Genomic DNA, 19514 nt, shown 5'->3' on the forward strand with positions numbered 1-19514 from the left:
GGGAGAGGGCGACTTTTCAGGCGGCCGGCTCGAACAGCTGCACCGCGGCGATTTCGCTGACCAGCAAACGCGCCTTGAGCTGCCTGGCCTGCTCACGCACCTTGGCCACGGCGTGTTCCTTGACGTGGCCGTAGCCGCGGATCTGCTCTGGCAGCTCGGCCAGGGCCACGGCAGTGCGGTAGTTGTCCGGGCGCAGCTCCTTGAGCAGCAGCTCGACCAGCTCTTCGTACTCGCCGATCAGCTCGCGCTCGACCTTGCGCTCCGCGCTGTGGCCGAACGGATCGAGCAGGCTGCCACGCAGGAACTTGAAGCGCGCCAGCACGCCGAAAGCCTTGAGCACCCACGGGCCGAACTCGCGCTTGATCGGCGCGCCGGTGCGCGCGTCGGGCTTGGCCAGCCAGCTCGGCGCCAGGTGGAAGTGCAGGCGGTAGTCGCCCTCAAACTGCGCCTCCAGCTGCTGGCGGAAGCTCGGCTCGCTGTACAGCCGCGCCACTTCGTACTCGTCCTTGTAGGCCAGCAGCTTGAAGTAGTAACGAGCCACCGCGCGGCTCAAGGCCTGGTCGGCGCCGTTGTCGGCCTGGCGCACGCGGGTCACCAGCTCCAGGTAGCGCTGCGCGTAGGCAGCGTCCTGGTAGGCGGTGAGGCGCGCCATGCGGTCGGCGACGATCTCGTCGAAGGTTTCGCAACGCGGCGCATCGGGCGTCTTCGGCTTGGCCAGCTGCTCCACGGCGACCAGGTCATGGGCGGCACGGCGGCCCCAGAGGAATGCCTGCTGGTTGAGCTGGATCGATACGCCGTTGAGTTCGATGGCCTTGTCGATGGCCTCGGCCGACACCGGCACCAGACCTTTCTGGTAGGCATAGCCGAGCATGAACAGGTTGCTGGCGATGGTATCGCCGAGCAGCGCGGTGGCCAGGCGGGTGGCGTCGACGAAGTGGGTCTTGCCCTCGCCCACCGCCTCGACCAGCGCCTCGCGCATCGCCGCGCCGGGCACCTGGGCGTCCGGGTTGCGGGTGAACTCGGCGGTGGCCGCCTCGTGGCTGTTGACCACCGCGTGGGCGATCTTGTCATTCAACTTGGCCAGGGGCTCCTCGCCGGCCGCCACCACCAGGTCGCAGGCCAGCAGCAGGTCGGTTTCGCCGGCGGCGATGCGCACCGCGTAGATATCGTCCTGCTTGGCGGCGATGCGGATATGGCTGATCACCGGGCCGAATTTCTGCGCGAGGCCGGCCTGGTCGAGCACGGTGCAGCCCTTGCCCTCCAGATGCGCGGCCATTCCCAGCAGCGCGCCGACGGTGGTGACGCCACTGCCGCCGACACCCGGCAGCAGAATGTTCCACGGCCGCTCCAGGGTCGGCCGGCGCGGTTCCGGCAACGCCACGAACAACGCCTTGGCGCCGAGCGCCTCGGGCTTGCGCAGGCCACCGCCGTGCACGGTGACGAAGCTCGGGCAGAAACCTTCGACGCAGGAGAAGTCCTTGTTGCAGGCGTTCTGGTCGATCTGCCGCTTGCGCCCCAGCTCGGTCTCCAGCGGCAGCACGGACAGGCAGTTGGACTTCACGCTGCAGTCGCCACAACCCTCGCACACCGCCGGGTTGATGAAGGCGCGCTTCTGCGGGTCGGCCAGCTTGCCACGCTTGCGCCGACGGCGCTTCTCGGTGGCGCAGGTCTGGTCATACAGGATCACCGTGGTGCCCTTGATCTCGCGCAGTTCGCGCTGCACGGCGTCCAACTCGCGGCGGTGATGGAAGGTGACGATGGGCGCGAAGGTGGCGCGGGTCGGGTACTTGTCCGGCTCGTCGCTGACCAGGGCGATGCGCTTCACGCCCTCGGCGTAGACCTGCTGGCTGAGCTGGTCGATGCGCAGCTCGCCGTCGATCGGTTGGCCGCCGGTCATGGCCACCGCGTCGTTGTAGAGGATCTTGTAGGTGATGTTGACCCCGGAGGCCACGGCGGCGCGCAGGGCCAGGTGGCCGGAGTGGAAGTAGGTGCCGTCACCCAGGTTCTGGAAGACGTGCGGGGTGTCGGTGAACGGCGCCTGGCCGATCCAGGTGACGCCCTCGCCGCCCATCTGGGTGAAGGTGTCGGTGTTGCGGTCCATCCACTGGGTCATGTAGTGGCAGCCAATGCCACCGAGGGCGCGGCTGCCTTCCGGCAGCTGGGTGGAGCTGTTGTGCGGGCAGCCCGAGCAGAAGTGCGGGGTGCGCTTGGTGTCATGCTTGGGCGCGGCCAGTGCGGCTTCCTTGGCAGCGAGGAAGGCCAGGCGCTCCTCGATCTGCGGGCTGGTGTAGATCGGCGCGAGGCGCTTGGCAATGACACGGGCGATCATCGCCGGGGTCAGCTCGGCCAGGTTGGGCAGCAGCGAGTTGCCCGCCTCGTCGAACTCGCCCACCACCCGCGGGCGCTTGCCGACCGGCCAGTTGTACAGCTGGCCGGTGAGCTGGTCCTCGATGATGCTGCGCTTCTCCTCGACCACCAGGATCTCGTCCAGGCCCTCGGCGAAGTTGTGCACCGCCACCGGCTCCAGTGGCCAGCTCATGCCGATCTTCAGCACTCGCAGGCCGACCTGGGCGCACAGCTCTTCGTCCAGGCCGAGGTCATCCAGGGCCTGGCGCACGTCCAGATAGGACTTGCCGGTGGTGATGATGCCCAGGCGCGGGTTGGGCGAATCCAACTTGATCTGGTCGAGGTTGTTGGCCAGGGCGAAGGCGCGGGCGGCGTAGATCTTGTACTGGTTGAGGCGCTTTTCCTGGGCCAGGGGCGGATCCGGCCAGCGGATGTGCACGCCGTCTTCCGGCAGCTGGAAGTCGGTCGGCAGCTTGACCTGCACGCGCAGCGGGTCGACGTCCACCACGGCCGAGGAATCGACGTTCTCGGCGATGGTCTTCAGCGCCACCCAGCAGCCGCTGTAGCGCGACAGCTCCCAGCCGAGGATGCCGTAGTCGAGGATTTCCTGAACGTTGGCCGGGTTGAGCACCGGCATCGACGCGGCGATAAAGGCATGTTCGCTCTGGTGGGCGATGGTCGAGGACTTGCAGCCGTGGTCGTCGCCGGCCAGCACCAACACGCCCCCGTGTTTGGAAACCCCCGCCGAGTTGCCGTGCTTGAACACGTCGCCACTGCGATCCACGCCCGGGCCCTTGCCGTACCACATGGCGAACACGCCGTCGTAGCGCGCACCGGGGAACAGGTTGGCCTGCTGGCTGCCCCACACGGCGGTGGCGCCCAGCTCTTCGTTGACGCCCGGCTGGAAGTGGATGTGATTGTCCTGGAGGAACTGCTTGGCTTCCCACAGGCTCTTGTCTAGGCCGCCGAGCGGCGAGCCGCGGTAGCCGGAGATGAAGCAGGCGGTGTTCAGCCCATAGGCCGTATCACGCTGCTTCTGCAGCATGGGCAGGCGGGTCAGCGCCTGGGTGCCGGTCAGGTAAAGCCGGCCAGTGGCTACACGGTACTTGTCGTCCAGACGGATTTCGGCCAGAGACATGGGGCGCTCCTTTTATTCTTGTGTGAGCGAGACGACCTTTCTTGGAGGTCGCCGTGAAACCTGTCGCGGGGTCACCGCAACAGGTCGGATGAGCAAAACTATGACCGAGGAGTTCTGGATTTTTCTTTCTTTTTTCGCAAGCCAAGCGGGATACTGCGCATGAGTTATTCCGCAATGACGAACAAAGAGAAAAAATCATGCAGGAAAAGCTGAGCCCCCTCGACCGCCGCATTCTCCGCCTGCTGCAGCACAACGCCGACCTCTCCGCCGCCGAGATCGCCGAGAAGGTGGAGCTGTCGCAATCACCCTGCTGGCGGCGCATCCACCGCATGCAGGAAGAAGGTCTGATCGAACGCAAGGTCGCCCTGCTCAACCCGCAGAAGCTCGGCCTGGGCATGACGGTGTTCGTCGATATCAAGCTATCGGCCCATGGCCGCAACAACCTGGAAGAGTTCGAGGAAGCGGTGGTCGGCTACCCGCAGGTGCTGGAGTGCCACACCATGGCCGGCGGTTCGGACTACCTGCTCAAGGTGGTGGCCAGGGACATTGCCGACTATGAGCGCTTCCTGCGCGACCATCTGTTGCAGCGGCCGCATGTGCAGGAGGCGCATTCGCATATTGCGATGAGTGTGGTGAAGCGGACTACGGAGTTGCCGTTGGATTGAGATAGCGCCCGCATGAATGCGCTTAGTAGGTAGTCATCCAACAGCCGCAGCTCATTGACGATTGCAAATTACCGTTTACTAGAGTTGAGCAACAGCTAATTTAGACTTGATTCAATGAGCGATTTACGCACTTCAGCGCACAAGCAAAGAAATATAAATGAAATGGAAGAGCAGGAATCTCAGGGAACTCGCCCACATTGTTTGTGGTGATACTGAGCACTTTCGGTATCGATCAAGCAGCTACATAACCGAGTTCTTTCAAGATTGCGACCTGGATTATGCTCACGACGGATCGACCCGATGGGCATGGGTGGCAAGTCGACTAGAGGAAGTGTTGGCCCTACCGCACTCCAGCCCCTCAGTTCCGCCTGATGCTTTCGTCCGAATCATTCGCGCAACTCTCGACAAGGGCGACGCGCAAGACAGTGATCCGGATAGAAGCAAAGCACTTGCTTCACTGAATATTGTGCTAGCACGCGAAGGCTGGGAAGCGTTCTATGACGAGCACGGTATAGGCCAGCTTCGCCACATTGCCACGAACACTGTCGCGCAGATGGCAAATCCACATCGTCCGCTAACTCCAGCGGAGATGGAACGTCGAGAGCAGCTCACCACCTACCTCGGAAAATGCTCCGAAGATGAATTGATTGAGGAAGTGCTGCTGCCGTTGTTCCGTCAGCTTGGATTTCATCGCATCACCGCAGCTGGTCACAAAGACAAGGCATTGGAATACGGCAAGGACGTGTGGATGAAATATACCCTTCCAACCCGCCACGTACTCTACTTCGGTATCCAAGCAAAGAAAGGAAAACTGGACTCAGCGGGCGTCGGCACGGCTGGCTCAGCCAATGTCGCCGAAATACACAATCAAGTGAACATGATGCTTGGGCATGAGATTTTCGATCCAGAACTGAATCGGCGAGTGTTGGTCGACCACGCATTTATCGTCGCAGGCGGTGAGATAACGAAGCAAGCAAGGAACTGGATAGGCAACAAGCTGGACGCTACGAAACGCTCTCAAATTATGTTTATGGACAGGGACGATATTCTCAACTTGTTCATCGTTACGAACCTACCGTTACCCAAAAGTGCTCTGCCTCTTAAGACGGTAATAGCCCCTTTCGACGATGACATACCGTTCTAGAGAATCACTGGGCTAGAAAGGGATATTTTTCAAACCACTGTGTTGTTCGACCTTCCCTTTTCGCCCTTACGGCGAGTCACTTTCTCTTGCGTGGCCAAGAGAAAGTAACCAAAGAGAAGGCCACCCCGGCATCCGGGTCTGGCCTGCGGCCAGACTTCCCTCCCTCCGGTGCCGCTCCGGGGGCCGGCTTACAAGGGCCATCCTTGGCCCTTTAAGCCTCTCGCCGCAGCCATGCGGCTCGTCCCCCTGCGCAACACCTCCACTCGGCCTCCTGACGGGGACTCGGGCTCCGAGGTGCTTGATGGTTTTTGTCGATGCGCAGAACCGCTATCTGTAGGAGGGGCCTTGGCCGCGATGCAGGCAAATTCATGGTGGTCGCGGCCAAGGCCCCTCCTACAGCGTTAGTGCGCATGGTGATGGTCCTGTGTGGGAGCGGCTTTAGCCGCGATATTTGGCAACCGCTGAGTCGCCTGAATCGCGGCTGAAGCCGCTCCCACAAATAGCATGCGATGGTGCTCAGACTTTCAGGCGGCGCCAACCGCCCCTTCAGGAGGGTGAGTGGAATCGTCGTGGAAGGGGTTGAGCGGCATGGATGCCGCGAGAGACGCGATGGGCCAGGGATGGCCCTTCGCGGCGTGCCCCTGGAGCGGCGATGGAGCGAACGAACCCGGAGCGAAGCGGAGGGCCGGATGGCGGGGCAAGCGCTTTTGGTTACTTTTGTCGCGACTGACAAAAGTGACCCGCCCAGCAGGGCGGAACCAATGCTACAGCCAACCCGAAAACCAGCAGCGGCACGAGCCTCAAACTACACCAACTGCAACGGGCAGACGCTGGAACGTCAGAGGCTGCATTCCCACGCAGAGCGTGGGAACGATCAGAACACGAAAACCAGCAGCGGTACGAAATCGCCAAACAACAGAGCAAGAGCAGACGCGCCCTCTCCCTACCCCTCTCCCGTAAACGGGAGAGGGAACTAGAGCACCGCGTCGGGCTGCGCCTCGGGTGCAGCTGCCTTGAAGGCATCCAGCGCCAGGCAACGATCCTCCATCTCCAACAGGCACGGGAAAGCCTCCAGAGAACAGTTAAAGCGCCGCGCGTTATACAGCTGCGGAATCACGCAGGCTTCGAGATACCCCGGCCGATTCCCCAGCGACAGCCCGCCACCGAACACCGCCAACCCCTGCTCCACCGCCGCCAATCCCTTCTCCACCCAATGCCGGTACCAGGCGTTCTTCGCCTCGTCCGAGGCGCCCAGCTCGGCGCTGAGGTACTGCAGCACCCGCAGGTTGTTCAGCGGATGGATATCGCAGGCGATATGCAGCGCCAGGGCACGCACCTGGGCACGCTGGGCGGGATCGGCCGGCAGCAGCGCCGGCACCGGGAACACCTCGTCGAGGTATTCGAGGATGGCCAGCGACTGGGCGATGCGCACCCCGCCGTTGGCCTCGTCCACCAGCAGCGGCACCAGCTCCTGCGGATTCAGCGCCTGGTACTCGGCACCATGCTGCTGGCCGCCGTCCTTGACCAGGTGCACCGCCACCTGGCGGTAGGCCAGGCCCTTGAGGCCCAGGGCGATGCGCACCCGGTAGGCGGCGCTGGAGCGCCAGTAGCCGTAGAGCGTCAGCTCAGTGCTCATAGCGCTCCACCGCCTGGTCGATGGCGCCGAAGATGCTCTGGCCGCTCGCATCGAACATCTCGATGCGCACCCGGTCACCGAACTTGAGGAACGGCGTGGTCGCCTCGCCCTGCTCGACGATTTCCAGCATGCGCTTCTCGGCCAGGCAGCTTGAGCCCGCGCTGCGGTCGTAGTTGGACACGGTGCCCGAGCCGATGATGGTGCCGGCGCCCAGTGGGCGGGTCTTGGCGGCATGGGCCACTAGGGTCGGGAAGTTGAAGGTCATGTCCACGCCGGCATTGGGCTGGCCGAACAACCTGTCGTTGATATGCGAGACCAGCGGCCGATGCACCTTGCCGTCCTTCCAGCTTTCGCCCAGCTCGTCCGGGGTCACCGCCACCGGCGAGAAGCTCGAGGACGGCTTGCTCTGGTAGAAGCCGAAGCCCTTGGCCAGCTCGCCGGGAATCAGGTTGCGCAGCGACACGTCGTTGACCAGCAGCAGCAGGCGGATATGTTCGCCGGCCTCGGCGGCCGTGGCGCCCATCGGCACGTCGTCGGTGATCACCGCCAGCTCGGCCTCCAGGTCGATGCCCCAGGCCTCGTCGGCCAGGCGGATTGGGCTGTGCGGCGGGATAAAGCTGTCCGCCCCACCCTGGTACATCAGCGGGTCGTGCCAGAAGGATTCCGGCATCTCGGCGCCACGGGCCTTGCGCACCAGTTCGACGTGGTTGACGTAGGCGCTGCCGTCGGCCCAGTGATAGGCGCGCGGCAGCGGGCTGTGGCAGTCGGCCTGGTCGAAGACGAAGGCGTCCTCGATCAGACCGTCGTTGAGGCGCTGGTACACCGACTCCAGCAGCGGGCGCTTGATGCCCCAGTCGTCCAGCGCGGCCTGCAGGGTGGCGGCAATCTGCGGCACCTTCACGGCACGGCTCAGGTCGCGGGAGACGACGATCAGTTCGCCGTCGCGGCCTTGGTTGAGTGATGCGAGTTTCATGGGTTGTACCTGTTCATTGAGCTGTTCTCTCCTCTCCCATTTATGGGAGAGGAGCCGGGGCGGGCTGCGTAGGCAGAGGGTGGAGTTGCCTGCCCCCTCTCCCTGGCCCTCTCCCCGAAGGGAGAGGGAATAGTCCGTGCAGTTCTCAGCCTGGTTTCCCCGGCGCACGCCAGGAGTTCACGTATTCGGGCACGTCCACGGCGGCGGCGGTCTCGGCCACCTCCAGCGCGCGGCGGGTGTCGATCATCACCGCCACTTCCTCGGCGAAGGTGGCCGGGTCTTCCTGGGCCTTCTTCAGCGCCTTGGGGTGCGGGCCGTGGGGAAAGCCGCAGGGGTGCAGCGTGACCATGCCAGCCTCGATGTTGTCGCGGCTGAAGAAGTTGCCACGGTGGTAGAACAGCACCTCGTCGTAGTCGTCGTTGTTGTGGAAGAACGGCACCTTGAGCGCGCCGGGGTCGGACTCGACCGGGCGCGGGGTGAAGGTGCAGACCACGAAGCCGTTGGCGACGAAGGTGGTGTGTGCCGATGGCGGCAGGTGGTAGCGGTGGCTCATCAACGGGCGAATGTCGCGCCAGTTGAGGCGCACCACGGTGTTGTCGCCATGCCAGCCCACCGCGTCCAGCGGGTTGAACGGGTAGGTCACGGTGCTGATCTGGTTGCGCCGCTTGATGCGGATCTGCCAGGTGCGCTCGTCCTGCTGGGCCTTGAAGGCGGCGTCGATGCGCGGGTGGTCGAGCACCGCCGGGTCGAAGATCGCCTGCGGGCCGAGCAGGCCCTTGTCCGGCAACTGGTAGGCGCCGTCGGTGTTTTCAATCAGCAGAAAGTGGCTGGGCGCCGTCGGCTCGATGCGCCAGGCAGTGCCGCGCGGGATCACCAGGTAGTCGCCGTCGCGGTACTCCAGGTGGCCGAAGTCGCAGTAAAAGTGCCCAGCGCCGTCGTGGACGAACAGCAGCTCGTCACCGTCGCTGTTGCGCACCAGGTGGTGCATGGCCCCAACGGTCTTCCACACACGCAGCTTCACGTCGGCATTGTGCAGGCACAGTGGCGCTTCCAGCGGGCAATCGCGCTCGCTGGCAATCTTGTTGAAGTTGAAGGCATGCGGGCGCAGCGGACCTTCCCAGTCGACCCAGCCGGTCGGTGGGTGCTTGTGGTGCAGGTGCGCGGTGGGGCCGAAGAAGCCCTCGCGGCCCATTTCCCGCTCGTAGGTGCCTTCGGGAAAGTCACAGTGCGCCTGGCGCGAGTGCTCGCCCTCGCGCAGGGGGAAGCTGATCCATTGGCGGCTCATCGCGGAGCTCCTGTCATGTGTCGAGTTTCGTAGCGAGCGCAGGCCTGGCTAGGCGCCGCTTCGTGAAGGTGCGCAGTTGACATGCCGGTCAATGAGCAACCTGAGCGGAGCGGCAACACCGCCAGGGCAAGCGCAGTAGAAAATCGGCACATGACTACTCCTCGGAGATCACGCCACGCCGCAGTTGGTCTTCCTCGATGGATTCGAACAGCGCCTTGAAGTTGCCTTCGCCGAAGCCCTGGTTGCCCTTGCGCTGGATGATCTCGAAGAAGATCGGGCCGATCACGGTATTGGTGAAGATCTGTAGCAGGATGCCGTCATCACCGGGCGCGCCATCGATCAGGATATTCAGCTCGCGCAGCACGTGGGTCGGTTCGCCGTGGCCGGCCACGCGGCTGTCGACCTTCTCGTAGTAGGTGTCCGGGGTGGTCATGAAGTCCACGCCGTTGGCGCGCAGCTGGCGCACGGTGGCGTAGATATCGTCGGTGGAGAGGGCGATGTGCTGGATGCCTTCGCCGTGGTACTCGCGGATGAATTCCTCGATCTGCGACTTGTCGTCGGCCGACTCGTTGATCGGGATGCGGATCTTGCCGCAGGGCGCGGTCATGGCGCGGGAGAACAGGCCGGTGAGCTTGCCCTCGATGTCGAAGTAGCGGATCTCGCGGAAGTTGGCGATGCGCTCGTAGAAGCCGGACCAGACGTCCATCTGCCCGCGCTTGACGTTATGGGTCAGGTGGTCGATGCACTGCAGGCCGACGGCGTTGTCGTTGGCCGAGCGACCCTCGATGTATTCGAAGTCGACGTCATAGATGGTCTTGTCGCCGTAGCGGTCCACCAGATACAGCAGCGAACCGCCAATACCTTCCACACAAGGGATATTCAACTCGCCGAAATTGGCGTGACTGCCGACCAGCTTGGCGCCCTGCTGCTCGACGTAGGCGGCGGCCTGGGCCGCGTTCTTCACCCGAAAGGCCATGGCGCAGGCGCTCGGCCCGTGCTTCTCGCCGAAGGCGCGCACGTGGCCGGTGGGGCTGCCGTTGAGGACGATGTTGATGTCGTTCTGCTGGAACAGCCACACCTCTTTCGAGCGGTGCTTGGCCGTTTCGGTGAAGCCCATGGCGCCGAATAGCTGGCGCAGCTGCTCGATGCCCTCGGGCGTCGGCGCGGTGAATTCGACGAACTCGAAACCGTCGGTTCCGATGGGATTGTGTTGCTCGATCTTGGCCACGGCGTTCATCCGGCCTCCCTGATTGTTGTTGTGGGCAGTCGCCCGCCGGCTGGCGGTGCGTTTGGACTGCCCTCATCACACCCCCTGGCCGGCGGGCGGACAAGCCAGCGGAACGGGCCAGGCGCGTGGCTTGCTCGTAGCACCCGGCAAGTTTTCCTTACAGATGCTGCCAAGGCACGCCATGACCTGGTCAGGCGTAAGGTTTTCTTGCCAAGGTGGTTCAGTTGGCTGCCAGTCCCGTCGCAAACAGCAGCTCCGCAATCGCCAGCAAGCCGGCCAGTGGCTGCGGCTTGCCGAGGTGATAGCCCTGGGCGAAGTCCACGCCGATCTCGCCAAGGGCTGCCAATACGTCGGCCGTTTCGACGAACTCGGCAATGGTGCGCTTGCCCATGACGTGGCCGATCTGGTTGATCATCTCGACCATGGCGCGGTCGATGGGGTCGCCAAGCAGCTCGCGGACGAAGCTGCCGTCGATCTTCAGGTAGTCCACCGGCAGGTGCTTGAGGTACATGAACGACGACATGCCGGCGCAGAAGTCGTCCAGCGAGAAGCGGCAGCCCAGGGCCTTGAGCTCGTTGATGAAGTGCGTGGCGTCGGCCAGGTTGGCAATGGCCACGGTCTCGGTGATCTCGAAGCAGATCGCCTGCGGCGCCAGCGGCTGCCCGGCCAGTTGCTCGCGCAGGAAGGCGAGGAAGTCAGGGTCGCCGATGCTGGTGCCGGACAGGTTGATCGCGCAGTGCAGCAGCGGCGCGTGCGGGTGTTCGACATGGAAGCGCGCCAGCGCCTGCAGGGTGTGGCGCACCACCCAGCGGTCGATCTGCGGCATCAGGCCGTAGCGCTCGGCGGCCGGCATGAAGCTGCCGGGCGCGATCAGCGTGCCGTCCTCGTCCTGCAGGCGCAGGAGAATCTCCACATGGCCGCCCTCCTCGCCGCTGCGCAGCGGCACGATGGGCTGGGCGTAGAGGCGGAAACGGTTCTCCTCCAGCGCCCGCTGGATGCGCTGCACCCAGCTCATCTCACCGACCCGCTCGGACAGCTCGGTGTCACCGGGCTGGTAGGCATGCACCCGGTTGCGTCCGCGCTCCTTGGCCGAATAGCAGGCCAGGTCGGCGGTGCGCAGCAGGTCCGCCAGGCTGACCTGCCCGGGCGGCACCTGCACCACACCGATGCTGGCGCTGATCGAGAACAGCCGCTCGCCCCAGGCGAAACGCAGGTCCTGCACGGCCACGCGCAGAGCCTCGGCGACACGCAGGGCGGCGTCGCTCGGGCAGTTCTCCAGAATCACACCGAACTCGTCGCCGCCCAGGCGCGCCAGGGTGTCACCCTCGCGCAGATGCGCCTGCAACGCTTCGCACACCTGGCGCAGCAACTCATCGCCGGCCGCGTGGCCGCAGGTGTCGTTGACCAGCTTGAACTGGTCCAGGTCGATAAACATCAGCGCGTGTCGGCCAGGCTGGCGCAGCATGCGCGCCAGCAGCTGGGCCAACCGGTACTCGAACTCGCGGCGATTGGCCAGACCGGTCAGGGCGTCGTGGCTGGCCTGCCAGGACAGGCTGGCGACGAACTGGCGCTCGCGGGTCATGTCGTGCAGCACCATGACCACGCCGCTGACCAGGCCGCGCTCCTGCACCGGCGTGCCGACCAGGTTGACCGCCACCGAGCTGCCATCCGGACGCACGATCAGCTTGGCGTAGTCACCCGCCGCCCCGCTGCCGAGAATCTGCTCCAGCAGCGGCTGGTCAGTGGCGCTCGATTGCTCGTCGACGATGGAAAACAGCCGCTCGAAGGGCTGGCCCTGGGCCTGCTGCAACGTGCTGCCGGTAAGCTGCTCGGCGGCGGCATTCATGTAGGCGATGCGCCCGTCGCTGGTCAGGCTGATCACCGCATCGCCAATCGACGCCAGAATGGTCTGCGCCCGCTGCTTGACCAGTTCCAGCGCCTGGTCGGCCGCCTCGCGCTCGGCCAGCAGCTTGCGCGTGCGCCATAGCGCCAGGCTGATCAGCAGCGTGGCGCTCAGCAGGTTGATGACGATCAGCAGCCGCACCACCACGCGCGAGGCCTCGCCGAGGATCTGCGAGAAGGACTCGGCGGCCAGCGTCGCGCCACGATTGATGGTGTCGATGCGCGCACGCCAGGTCGGCACGATGTCCTCGGCATCCGCCCGCCACTGCCGCCCCTGCAGAATCTCGTCGGCGAGCGCCTCCAGTTGCAGCACGTAGTGATCACCCTGCGCCCATTGCTCGATCGCCCGCTCGAGGTAACTGAGCTGGCGGAAGTGGAGGTAGAGCCAGATCATCGAATCCACGTCGTCCGGGTGGTTCTTGCCACGCAGGATGCCCTGGCGGGCCACGGCCAGGTCCGGCACGGGCTGATCGAGGGCCTGGCGAAAGACATTGTCGCCCAGCGGCACCGCGATGGCCTGCTGGTACTCCGCCAGATGTTCCGGCTCGCCGGTCTGGGCATACAGGTCGAGGTAGTGGATGGCGTCCTTCAGCCCCTTGGACCAGAGGCTCTCACCCGCCACATAGGCACGCACAGCAGAATGCAGATAGAGACTGCCGCTGGCCAGCAGCGACTGCAGCAATACAACCAGCACGAAGGGCCAGACCAGCCGAAGCAATTGCGAGCGCGCATGCGTTCCGGTGGCATTGGCTTCCTGGCTCATGAGTGCCTGCTCTTTGGCTGTGCGAGATAACCAAAAGGTATAGATGGCTTTCTGCCAACGGGCAGCCATTAACGCCACACCTCGGGTGCCTTACAAGCAGTGCCAGCACTTGATGACGTCCTCTGCTGAAGCCACCTTCCGCTCATCTGATACGGTTTTTATCGACAAACCTGAACCTGTTACGCAAACAGCGCTGAGTGCACAGTGCGCGCAGCCTGATTACCGCCCGAAGAGGCCCACCATGAGCGAGCGCATCCCCGCGCAGGTCATCGAGACCATCGACCCCCGCCAGCCCCTGCGCCTGACCCCGGCCCAGGCCGGCGGGCCGATCCATACCCGCAGCTTCAGCGGACGCTTTCGCAACCTGCGCCTGTATGGCGCAGGTTTGCTGATGCTGATCTTCTTCGGCACCGCCTGGCTGGACTGGGACGGCCGCCAGGCCGTGCTGTGGAACCTGGCCGAGCACCGCTACTACATCTTTGGCGCCACCTTCTGGCCGCAGGACTTCATCCTGCTCTCGGCGCTGTTGATCATCTGCGCCTTCGGCCTGTTCACCATCACCGTGTTCGCCGGCCGCGTGTGGTGCGGCTACAGCTGCCCGCAGAGCGTGTGGACCTGGCTGTTCATGTGGGTCGAGAAACTCACCGAGGGCGAGCGCCACCAGCGCATCAAGCTGGATGCCGCGCCCTGGGGGCCTGCCAAGCTGCTGCGCCGTAGCGCCAAGCATGGTCTGTGGCTGGCGCTGAGCCTGCTCACCGCGCTGACTTTCGTCGGCTACTTCACGCCAATCCGCGAACTGGCGCTGGAACTGCTGCGCGGCGAACTGGAAGGCGCCGCGCTGTTCTGGATCCTGTTCTTCACCGCCGCCACCTACCTCAACGCCGGCTGGCTGCGCGAGAAGGTCTGCGTGTACATGTGCCCCTACGCACGCTTCCAGGGGGTGATGTTCGACCGCGATACCCTGCTGGTGGCCTACGACGCCGCCCGTGGCGAACACCGCGGCCCGCGCAAGAAGGACCTCGACCACAAGGCCGCCGGCCTTGGCGACTGCATCGACTGCACGATGTGCGTGCAGGTCTGCCCCACCGGCATCGACATCCGCGATGGCCTGCAGGTGGAATGCATCGGCTGCGCCGCCTGCATCGACGCCTGCGACAGCATCATGGACAAGATGGGCTACGCCCGCGGGCTGATCCGCTATGGCTCCGAACGCGAGATGCAGGGCGGCCGCCGCCACCTGCTGCGGCCGCGCCTGGTCGGCTACGCGGCGGCGCTGCTGCTGATGCTCGGCGCCTTTGCCTGGGCGCTGCAGGCGCGTTCGCTGGTGTCGCTCGACGTGGCCAAGGACCGCGGCATGTTCCGCGAGAACGCCGCGGGGCAGATCGAGAACGTCTACCGCCTCAAGGTGATCAACAAGACCCAGCAGCCGCAGCGTTACCACCTGGGCCTGGTGCCCGGCCAGCCGTTCCGCCTGAACGGGCCGGGCGAGCTGCACCTGGCCGCCGGCGAAATCCTCGAGGTGCCGATGAGCGTGGTGCTGGAGCGCGAGCCGCTGGGCCGCAGCCCTGCGCCGGTGCACTTCGAGGTGATCAACCGGCGCGACGGCCGCGAACGCCTGGAGGCCGGCAGCACTTTTATCGCCCCCAGCGGGCGCTGATGGCCGGCACACCTCGTCAGCCCGTAGACTGTGGCCCGACATGGATCGCAGTCAGGGGCGAGATGAAACGCTACGAACAGTTGGCCGACCAGATCGCCGAGCTGATCCGCAGTGGCGTGCTCGCCCCCGGCGAACGGGTGCCCTCGGTGCGCCAGGCGCGGCGCAGCTATGGTGTCAGCCCGTCGACCATCTTTCAGGCCTATTACCTGCTGGAGGATCGCGGCCTGATCCAGGCCCGCGCCCGCTCCGGCTACTTCGTCCGTGAGCTGGCCAGCCAACCGCTGGCCGAGCCCGGCAGCAGCGCACCAACGGCCACCAGCACCGAGGTGGATGTCAGCGAACTGGTGTTCTCCGTGCTCGGCTCGCTGAAGGACCCGAGCACCGTGCCCTTCGGCTCGGCCTTCCCCAGCCCCGAGCTGTTCCCCCTGCCGCGCCTGGCGCGCTCGATGAATCAGGCGTTACGCGATATGCCGGCGCATGCGGTAATCGCCGACATGACCGCCGGCAACCCCGATCTGCGCCGGCAGGTCGCCCTGCGTTACAGGGTTGCAGGCGTAAGCCTGGCGCAGGAGGAGCTGGTGATCAGCAACGGCGCCATGGAGGCGCTGAATCTGTGCCTGCAGACGGTGACCCAGCCGGGCGACCTGGTGGCCATCGAGTCGCCGGCCTTCTATGCCACCCTGCAGGTGCTGGAGCGGCTCAAGCTCAAGGCGGTGGAGATTCCCGTGCACCCGCGCGAGGGCATTGACCTCGGCGTGCTGGCCGAGCGCCTGGCCAACCTGCCGATCAAGGCCTGCTGGTTTATGAGCAGCCTGCAGAACCCGATGGGCGCCAGCCTGAGTGACGCGAAGAAAGCCGAGCTGTATGCCCTGCTCAAGCGCCACCAGGTGCCGCTGATCGAGGACGACGTGTACGCCGAGCTGTACTACGGCACGCAACCGCCCAAGCCGGTGAAGAGTCTGGATGACGAGGGCCTGGTGATGCACTGCGGCTCCTTCTCCAAGAGCCTGGCACCAGGCTACCGGGTCGGCTGGGTGGCCGGCGGGCGCTATGCCGAGCAGATCGCCCGGCTCAAGCTGATGACCACCATCTCGCCCTCGGTGCCGGCCCAGGCAGCCATCGCCGACTACCTGCAGCACGGCGGCTACGACCGCCACCTGCGCAAGCTGCGCATCGCCCTGGAGACCCAGCAGGCGGCCATGCTCGCCTCCGCCGCGCGGCATTTCCCGGCGCAGACGCGCGTCACCCGCCCGGCCGGTGGCTACTTCCTGTGGTTCGAATTCCCCGAGCGGGTCGACTCGCTGCAGCTGTTCCAGCTCGCCCTGGCCCAGGGCATCAGCCTGGCGCCCGGGCCGATCTTCTCTGCCACCCGCGGCTTCCGGCATTGCGCGCGGTTGAACCATGGCCACCCCTGGGATGCCCAAAGCGAGCGGGCGATGGAAGTGCTGGGGCGCATCCTCGCTTCGTTCTAGCCGGCGCACCCTGTCTATGCTGCGGGTAGGCAATACGCGGGCGGCGAACAATAATGGCACCGTGCCATACCCGAACAAGGACAGAAGACCATGAGCGATGACAGCCAATCCCCTGCCAGCATCGAAGTACTGACCGAACAGGAGCGGATCGAGCAGCTGGAAAAGGCCGGCAAACTCAACCGCCTGCTGATCTTCGGCCTGGCCGGTGCGCTGGTACTGAATCTGATCGCCTGGGTGCTGGTGGCCATTCTCGGTGGCTCGGACGCCCCCGATGAGGAGGAGCAGAACGCCCTGGCCAGCCTGGCCAGCGTCGAGGCGCTGCAGAAGGAACTCGGTGCGCTGCAATTGCTCATCGCCCCGTTGCAGCAGCAGATCAAGGACCAGCAGAAGCTGATCCTGCTGCAGGCCCAGCAGAAGACCGCCCCGCCCAGCGAGGCCCAGGCACCGCAAGCCACCACCGTGTCGCGCGAGCAGGACCGGGAGAACGTGCGCATGGTGGCGCGCACCCTGATCGGCCAGGAAAACAACTATCAGCAGACCCTCAATGCCTTGAAGGACGGCATGCGCGAACTGGCCAACATGACACCGGGCTCGCGCAGCTGGCTGGACTTCTACAACGAATCACTGGCCAAGCCGATGGCCGACAGCCAGGCCCGGGTCAAGGCGCTGGAGAAGTGGGCGGCGGAACAGGGCAAGTAAGACCCACCCACGCAACAGCCGATCAGCATGTAGCCCGGACTTCATTCCGGGTACACGCCAGCCCCGGACTGAAGTCCGGGCTACGCTCTCGGCAAACAGCCAGGCCTCGAAAAAACGCCGCGATCCCATTGGAGTCGCGGCGTTTTCTTAGGTGAACAGCATTACGCCCATGGGGCGGCTGTTTCGTTCAGTGCTGCAGGTGGCCGTAGAGCTTGGCGTACAGACCACCGTCGGCGATCAGCTGCTGGTGGTCGCCATCCTCGGCGATGCGCCCACCGTCGAACACCAGCACCCGGTCGGCCTGCTTCACCGCGCTCAGGCGGTGGGCAATGATCAGCGTGGTGCGGCCATTGAGGAAGCGCCCCAGGGCCTCGTGCAGGGCGTATTCGGTGGCGGCATCCAGCGCCGAGGTGGCCTCGTCGAGAATCACCACCTGCGGTTCGGCCAGCACCATGCGGGCAATCGCCAGGCGCTGGCGCTGACCGCCGGACAGACGCACGCCGGAGCGCCCGACCATGCTCTCCAGGCCCAGCGGCAAGGCGCGGATGGTCGGTGCCAGCTGGGCGATCTCCAGCGCCTGCCAGCAGGCTTCGTCGCTGCGCTCGCGGCCCATGCACAGGTTGGCGCGCACCGTGTCGTTGAACAGCGCCGGGTGCTGCAGCACCACGGCCACATGTTCGCGCACCGTCTCCAAGCCGATCTCTTCCAGGCTGGCACCGCCGAAGCGGATGCTGCCGGCCTGCGGGCTGTAGAGCCCGAGCAGCAGCTGTACCAGGGTGCTCTTGCCGCCCCCAGAGGCACCGACGATGGCCACCTTCTCGCCGGGCGCGATGTTCAGGTCGAGGTCCTGCAGCACCGGCTCGTCGTTGTAGGCGAAGGTCAGGCCCTGTACTTCGATGCCGACGGTTTCGCGACCCTTGAAGGGATCGACCTGCGCCGGATATTGCGGCTCGTCGGCCCGCGCCAGCAGCTCATTGATTCGCGACAGCGCCCCGCCGGCGGCGTAGTAGGCGTACTGCAAGCTCAGCAGCTGTTCGACCGGACCGATCATGAACCACAGGTAGCTGAACACCGCGAGCATCTGGCCGATGGACAGGTCGGAGAGCAGTACGGTGATCATCGCGGCGGCGCGGAACAGGTCGATGCCGAACTGGAACAGCAGGCCGCTGGTGCGTGCGGCAGCATCGCTCTTCCACTGCGAGGCTACCGCATAGTCGCGCACCTCGCGGGCCTTGAAACCGAGGCGGCCGAGGAAGAAGCCCTGGCGGTTGCCGGCACGCACTTCCTGGATGGCTTCCAGGGTTTCGGTCAGCGCCTGGGTAAAACGCGAAGTACTGTCGTTCTCCAGCTTTTTCAGGTGCTTGACCTGCTTGCCCAGGCGCACGGTGGCGAAGATCACCAACGGATTGAACAGCAGGATCAGCAGCGCCAGTTGCCAGTGCATCCAGATCAGGATGGCGGCAGTGCCGGTCAGAGTCAGCACTGCCACCAGCACCCTGGAGAGGGTTTCGCCGATGAACTTGTCGAGGGTGTCCAGATCGGTGACCAGGTGCGCGCTGACCGTGCCGCCGCCAAGGTTCTCGTACTCGCTGAGGGAAATACGCTTGAGCCGCTCGATCAGGCGCATACGCAGGCGGTAGATGACGTCCTTGGACAGCCGCGCGAACAGCCGCGCCTGCAGGACGTTGCTGACCAGCGCGCCCAGGCGCAGGGCCAGGGTCAGCAGCAGCATCAGGCCGATGTAACCGGCGGCGGTTTCCCAGTCGGCAGGCAGGAAACGGTCCATCACCTTGAGTGCGGCGTCGCCCTGCCCCAGCAGCACCTCGTCCACCAGCAAGGGCAGCAGCAGCGGAATCGGCACGCTGCACAGGGTGGCCACTACCGCAATCAGGTTGGCCAGGATCAGACCCTTGCGATGCCGCAAGGCCAGGCGGCGGATTTCCGCCCAGCTCAGACGATCAGGCATGCACGCGCTCCAGCCAGCGCCCGAGCAGCGGTTGCAGGGCCTCCAGCGGCTGGTAGCCATTGGTCAGCAGGGCCAGCTGGCCAGCGCGCTCGGCCAGCAGGGTCGGGAAACCGCTGATGCCCAGGTCCTGCACCCAGGTGAAGTCGGCAACGGTGGCCTGGTGCATGGCCGCGCTGTCGAACGCCTCGGCGAACTCGATGCGCGCAATGCCGGCCAGCTCGGCCAGTTCCGCCAGCACCTGCGGCCGGGTGACATCGCGTGCGCCGACGTAGAACGCCTGCTGGATCAGTTGCGCCAGCGGCCAGACACTCTGCTCGTCGAGCTGGCGTGCGGTGACCAGGGCGCGACAGGCCGGCGTGGTGTCGTAGACGAAGCCCTCGGGCAAGGCCTCGGAGAAGTTGAACAGCTGCCCGGTGGCGGCATTCACCGCTTGCCAGTGCCCGAGGATGCGTACCCGCGCCGCCGGCTCCAGCGCCGCACGTTCGCTACGCAGGCCACCCGCCACCAGGTGCAGGGCTACCCCCGCCTCTGCTGCCTGCTCGGCCAGCGCCTGCACCACCGGGGCGAAGCCCCAGCACCACGAACACATGGGGTCCATCACGTAGATCAGACGAGTCGGGCGCAAGCGGGGCTCCTTGGT

General features: G+C 65.2%; 13 protein-coding genes. 5 read left to right on the forward strand and 8 right to left on the reverse strand.

Annotation, left to right across the window (positions count from 1 at the left end; all coding sequences use genetic code 11):
• Positions 1-16 precede the first annotated feature (16 nt).
• On the reverse strand, positions 17-3484 hold the full coding sequence (locus tag ACF8C6_RS12055; protein WP_392499510.1) for an indolepyruvate ferredoxin oxidoreductase family protein: 3468 nt from the start codon (positions 3482-3484) through the stop codon (positions 17-19).
• Between the two features lie 197 nt (positions 3485-3681).
• Here ACF8C6_RS12055 and ACF8C6_RS12060 point away from each other — a divergent pair, with 197 nt between their 5' ends.
• The gene (locus tag ACF8C6_RS12060) at positions 3682-4149 is read left to right on the forward strand and encodes an Lrp/AsnC family transcriptional regulator (RefSeq protein WP_392499512.1); all 468 of its coding nucleotides are present in this window, start codon (positions 3682-3684) and stop codon (positions 4147-4149) included.
• A 157-nt stretch (positions 4150-4306) separates the two neighbouring features.
• Positions 4307-5293: a hypothetical protein gene (locus ACF8C6_RS12065; RefSeq protein WP_392499513.1), complete on the forward strand. Its 987-nt coding sequence runs from the start codon at positions 4307-4309 to the stop codon at positions 5291-5293.
• A 973-nt stretch (positions 5294-6266) separates the two neighbouring features.
• On the opposite strand, the gene maiA is transcribed toward ACF8C6_RS12065, so the two are convergent.
• From maiA to ACF8C6_RS12090, 5 genes are all read right to left on the reverse strand, one after another.
• Positions 6267-6929 (reverse strand): maleylacetoacetate isomerase, encoded by a 663-nt coding sequence (gene maiA, locus ACF8C6_RS12070; protein ID WP_392499514.1) that lies wholly within the window; start codon positions 6927-6929, stop codon positions 6267-6269.
• Positions 6919-7902, reverse strand: a complete 984-nt coding sequence (locus ACF8C6_RS12075) for a fumarylacetoacetate hydrolase family protein (RefSeq protein ID WP_392499515.1) — start codon at positions 7900-7902, stop codon at positions 6919-6921. Before ACF8C6_RS12075 ends, maiA begins: the two co-directional genes overlap by 11 nt.
• A gap of 145 nt (positions 7903-8047) precedes the next feature.
• Positions 8048-9187 carry a homogentisate 1,2-dioxygenase gene (locus tag ACF8C6_RS12080; RefSeq protein WP_392499516.1) on the reverse strand — a complete coding sequence of 380 codons (1140 nt, stop codon included), beginning with the start codon at positions 9185-9187 and terminating at the stop codon, positions 8048-8050.
• A 154-nt stretch (positions 9188-9341) separates the two neighbouring features.
• On the reverse strand, positions 9342-10424 hold the full coding sequence (gene hppD, locus ACF8C6_RS12085; protein ID WP_392499517.1) for a 4-hydroxyphenylpyruvate dioxygenase: 1083 nt from the start codon (positions 10422-10424) through the stop codon (positions 9342-9344).
• A gap of 211 nt (positions 10425-10635) precedes the next feature.
• Positions 10636-13080, reverse strand: coding sequence for an EAL domain-containing protein (locus tag ACF8C6_RS12090; protein WP_392499519.1), 2445 nt, complete (start codon positions 13078-13080; stop codon positions 10636-10638).
• A gap of 241 nt (positions 13081-13321) precedes the next feature.
• Between ACF8C6_RS12090 and ccoG the strand changes: the two genes are divergently transcribed.
• From ccoG to ACF8C6_RS12105, 3 genes are all read left to right on the forward strand, one after another.
• Complete coding sequence (gene ccoG, locus ACF8C6_RS12095; RefSeq protein WP_392499520.1) at positions 13322-14737, forward strand: cytochrome c oxidase accessory protein CcoG; 1416 nt, start codon at positions 13322-13324, stop codon at positions 14735-14737.
• 62 nt (positions 14738-14799) lie between these two features.
• Positions 14800-16209 (forward strand): GntR family transcriptional regulator MpaR, encoded by a 1410-nt coding sequence (gene mapR / locus ACF8C6_RS12100; protein WP_392499521.1) that lies wholly within the window; start codon positions 14800-14802, stop codon positions 16207-16209.
• 90 nt (positions 16210-16299) lie between these two features.
• Positions 16300-16908 carry a hypothetical protein gene (locus ACF8C6_RS12105; protein ID WP_392499522.1) on the forward strand — a complete coding sequence of 203 codons (609 nt, stop codon included), beginning with the start codon at positions 16300-16302 and terminating at the stop codon, positions 16906-16908.
• A gap of 187 nt (positions 16909-17095) precedes the next feature.
• Here the strand turns inward: ACF8C6_RS12105 and ACF8C6_RS12110 are convergent, their stop codons facing one another.
• Both ACF8C6_RS12110 and ACF8C6_RS12115 read right to left on the reverse strand, forming a co-directional pair.
• Positions 17096-18874 carry an ABC transporter ATP-binding protein gene (locus ACF8C6_RS12110; RefSeq protein WP_392499523.1) on the reverse strand — a complete coding sequence of 593 codons (1779 nt, stop codon included), beginning with the start codon at positions 18872-18874 and terminating at the stop codon, positions 17096-17098.
• Positions 18867-19472 carry a DsbA family protein gene (locus ACF8C6_RS12115; RefSeq protein ID WP_392499547.1) on the reverse strand — a complete coding sequence of 202 codons (606 nt, stop codon included), beginning with the start codon at positions 19470-19472 and terminating at the stop codon, positions 18867-18869. Before ACF8C6_RS12115 ends, ACF8C6_RS12110 begins: the two co-directional genes overlap by 8 nt.
• Between the last annotated feature and the right edge of the window lie 42 nt (positions 19473-19514).

This window comes from Pseudomonas sp. zbq_18 (assembly GCF_043102245.1).
GTDB lineage: Bacteria > Pseudomonadota > Gammaproteobacteria > Pseudomonadales > Pseudomonadaceae > Aquipseudomonas.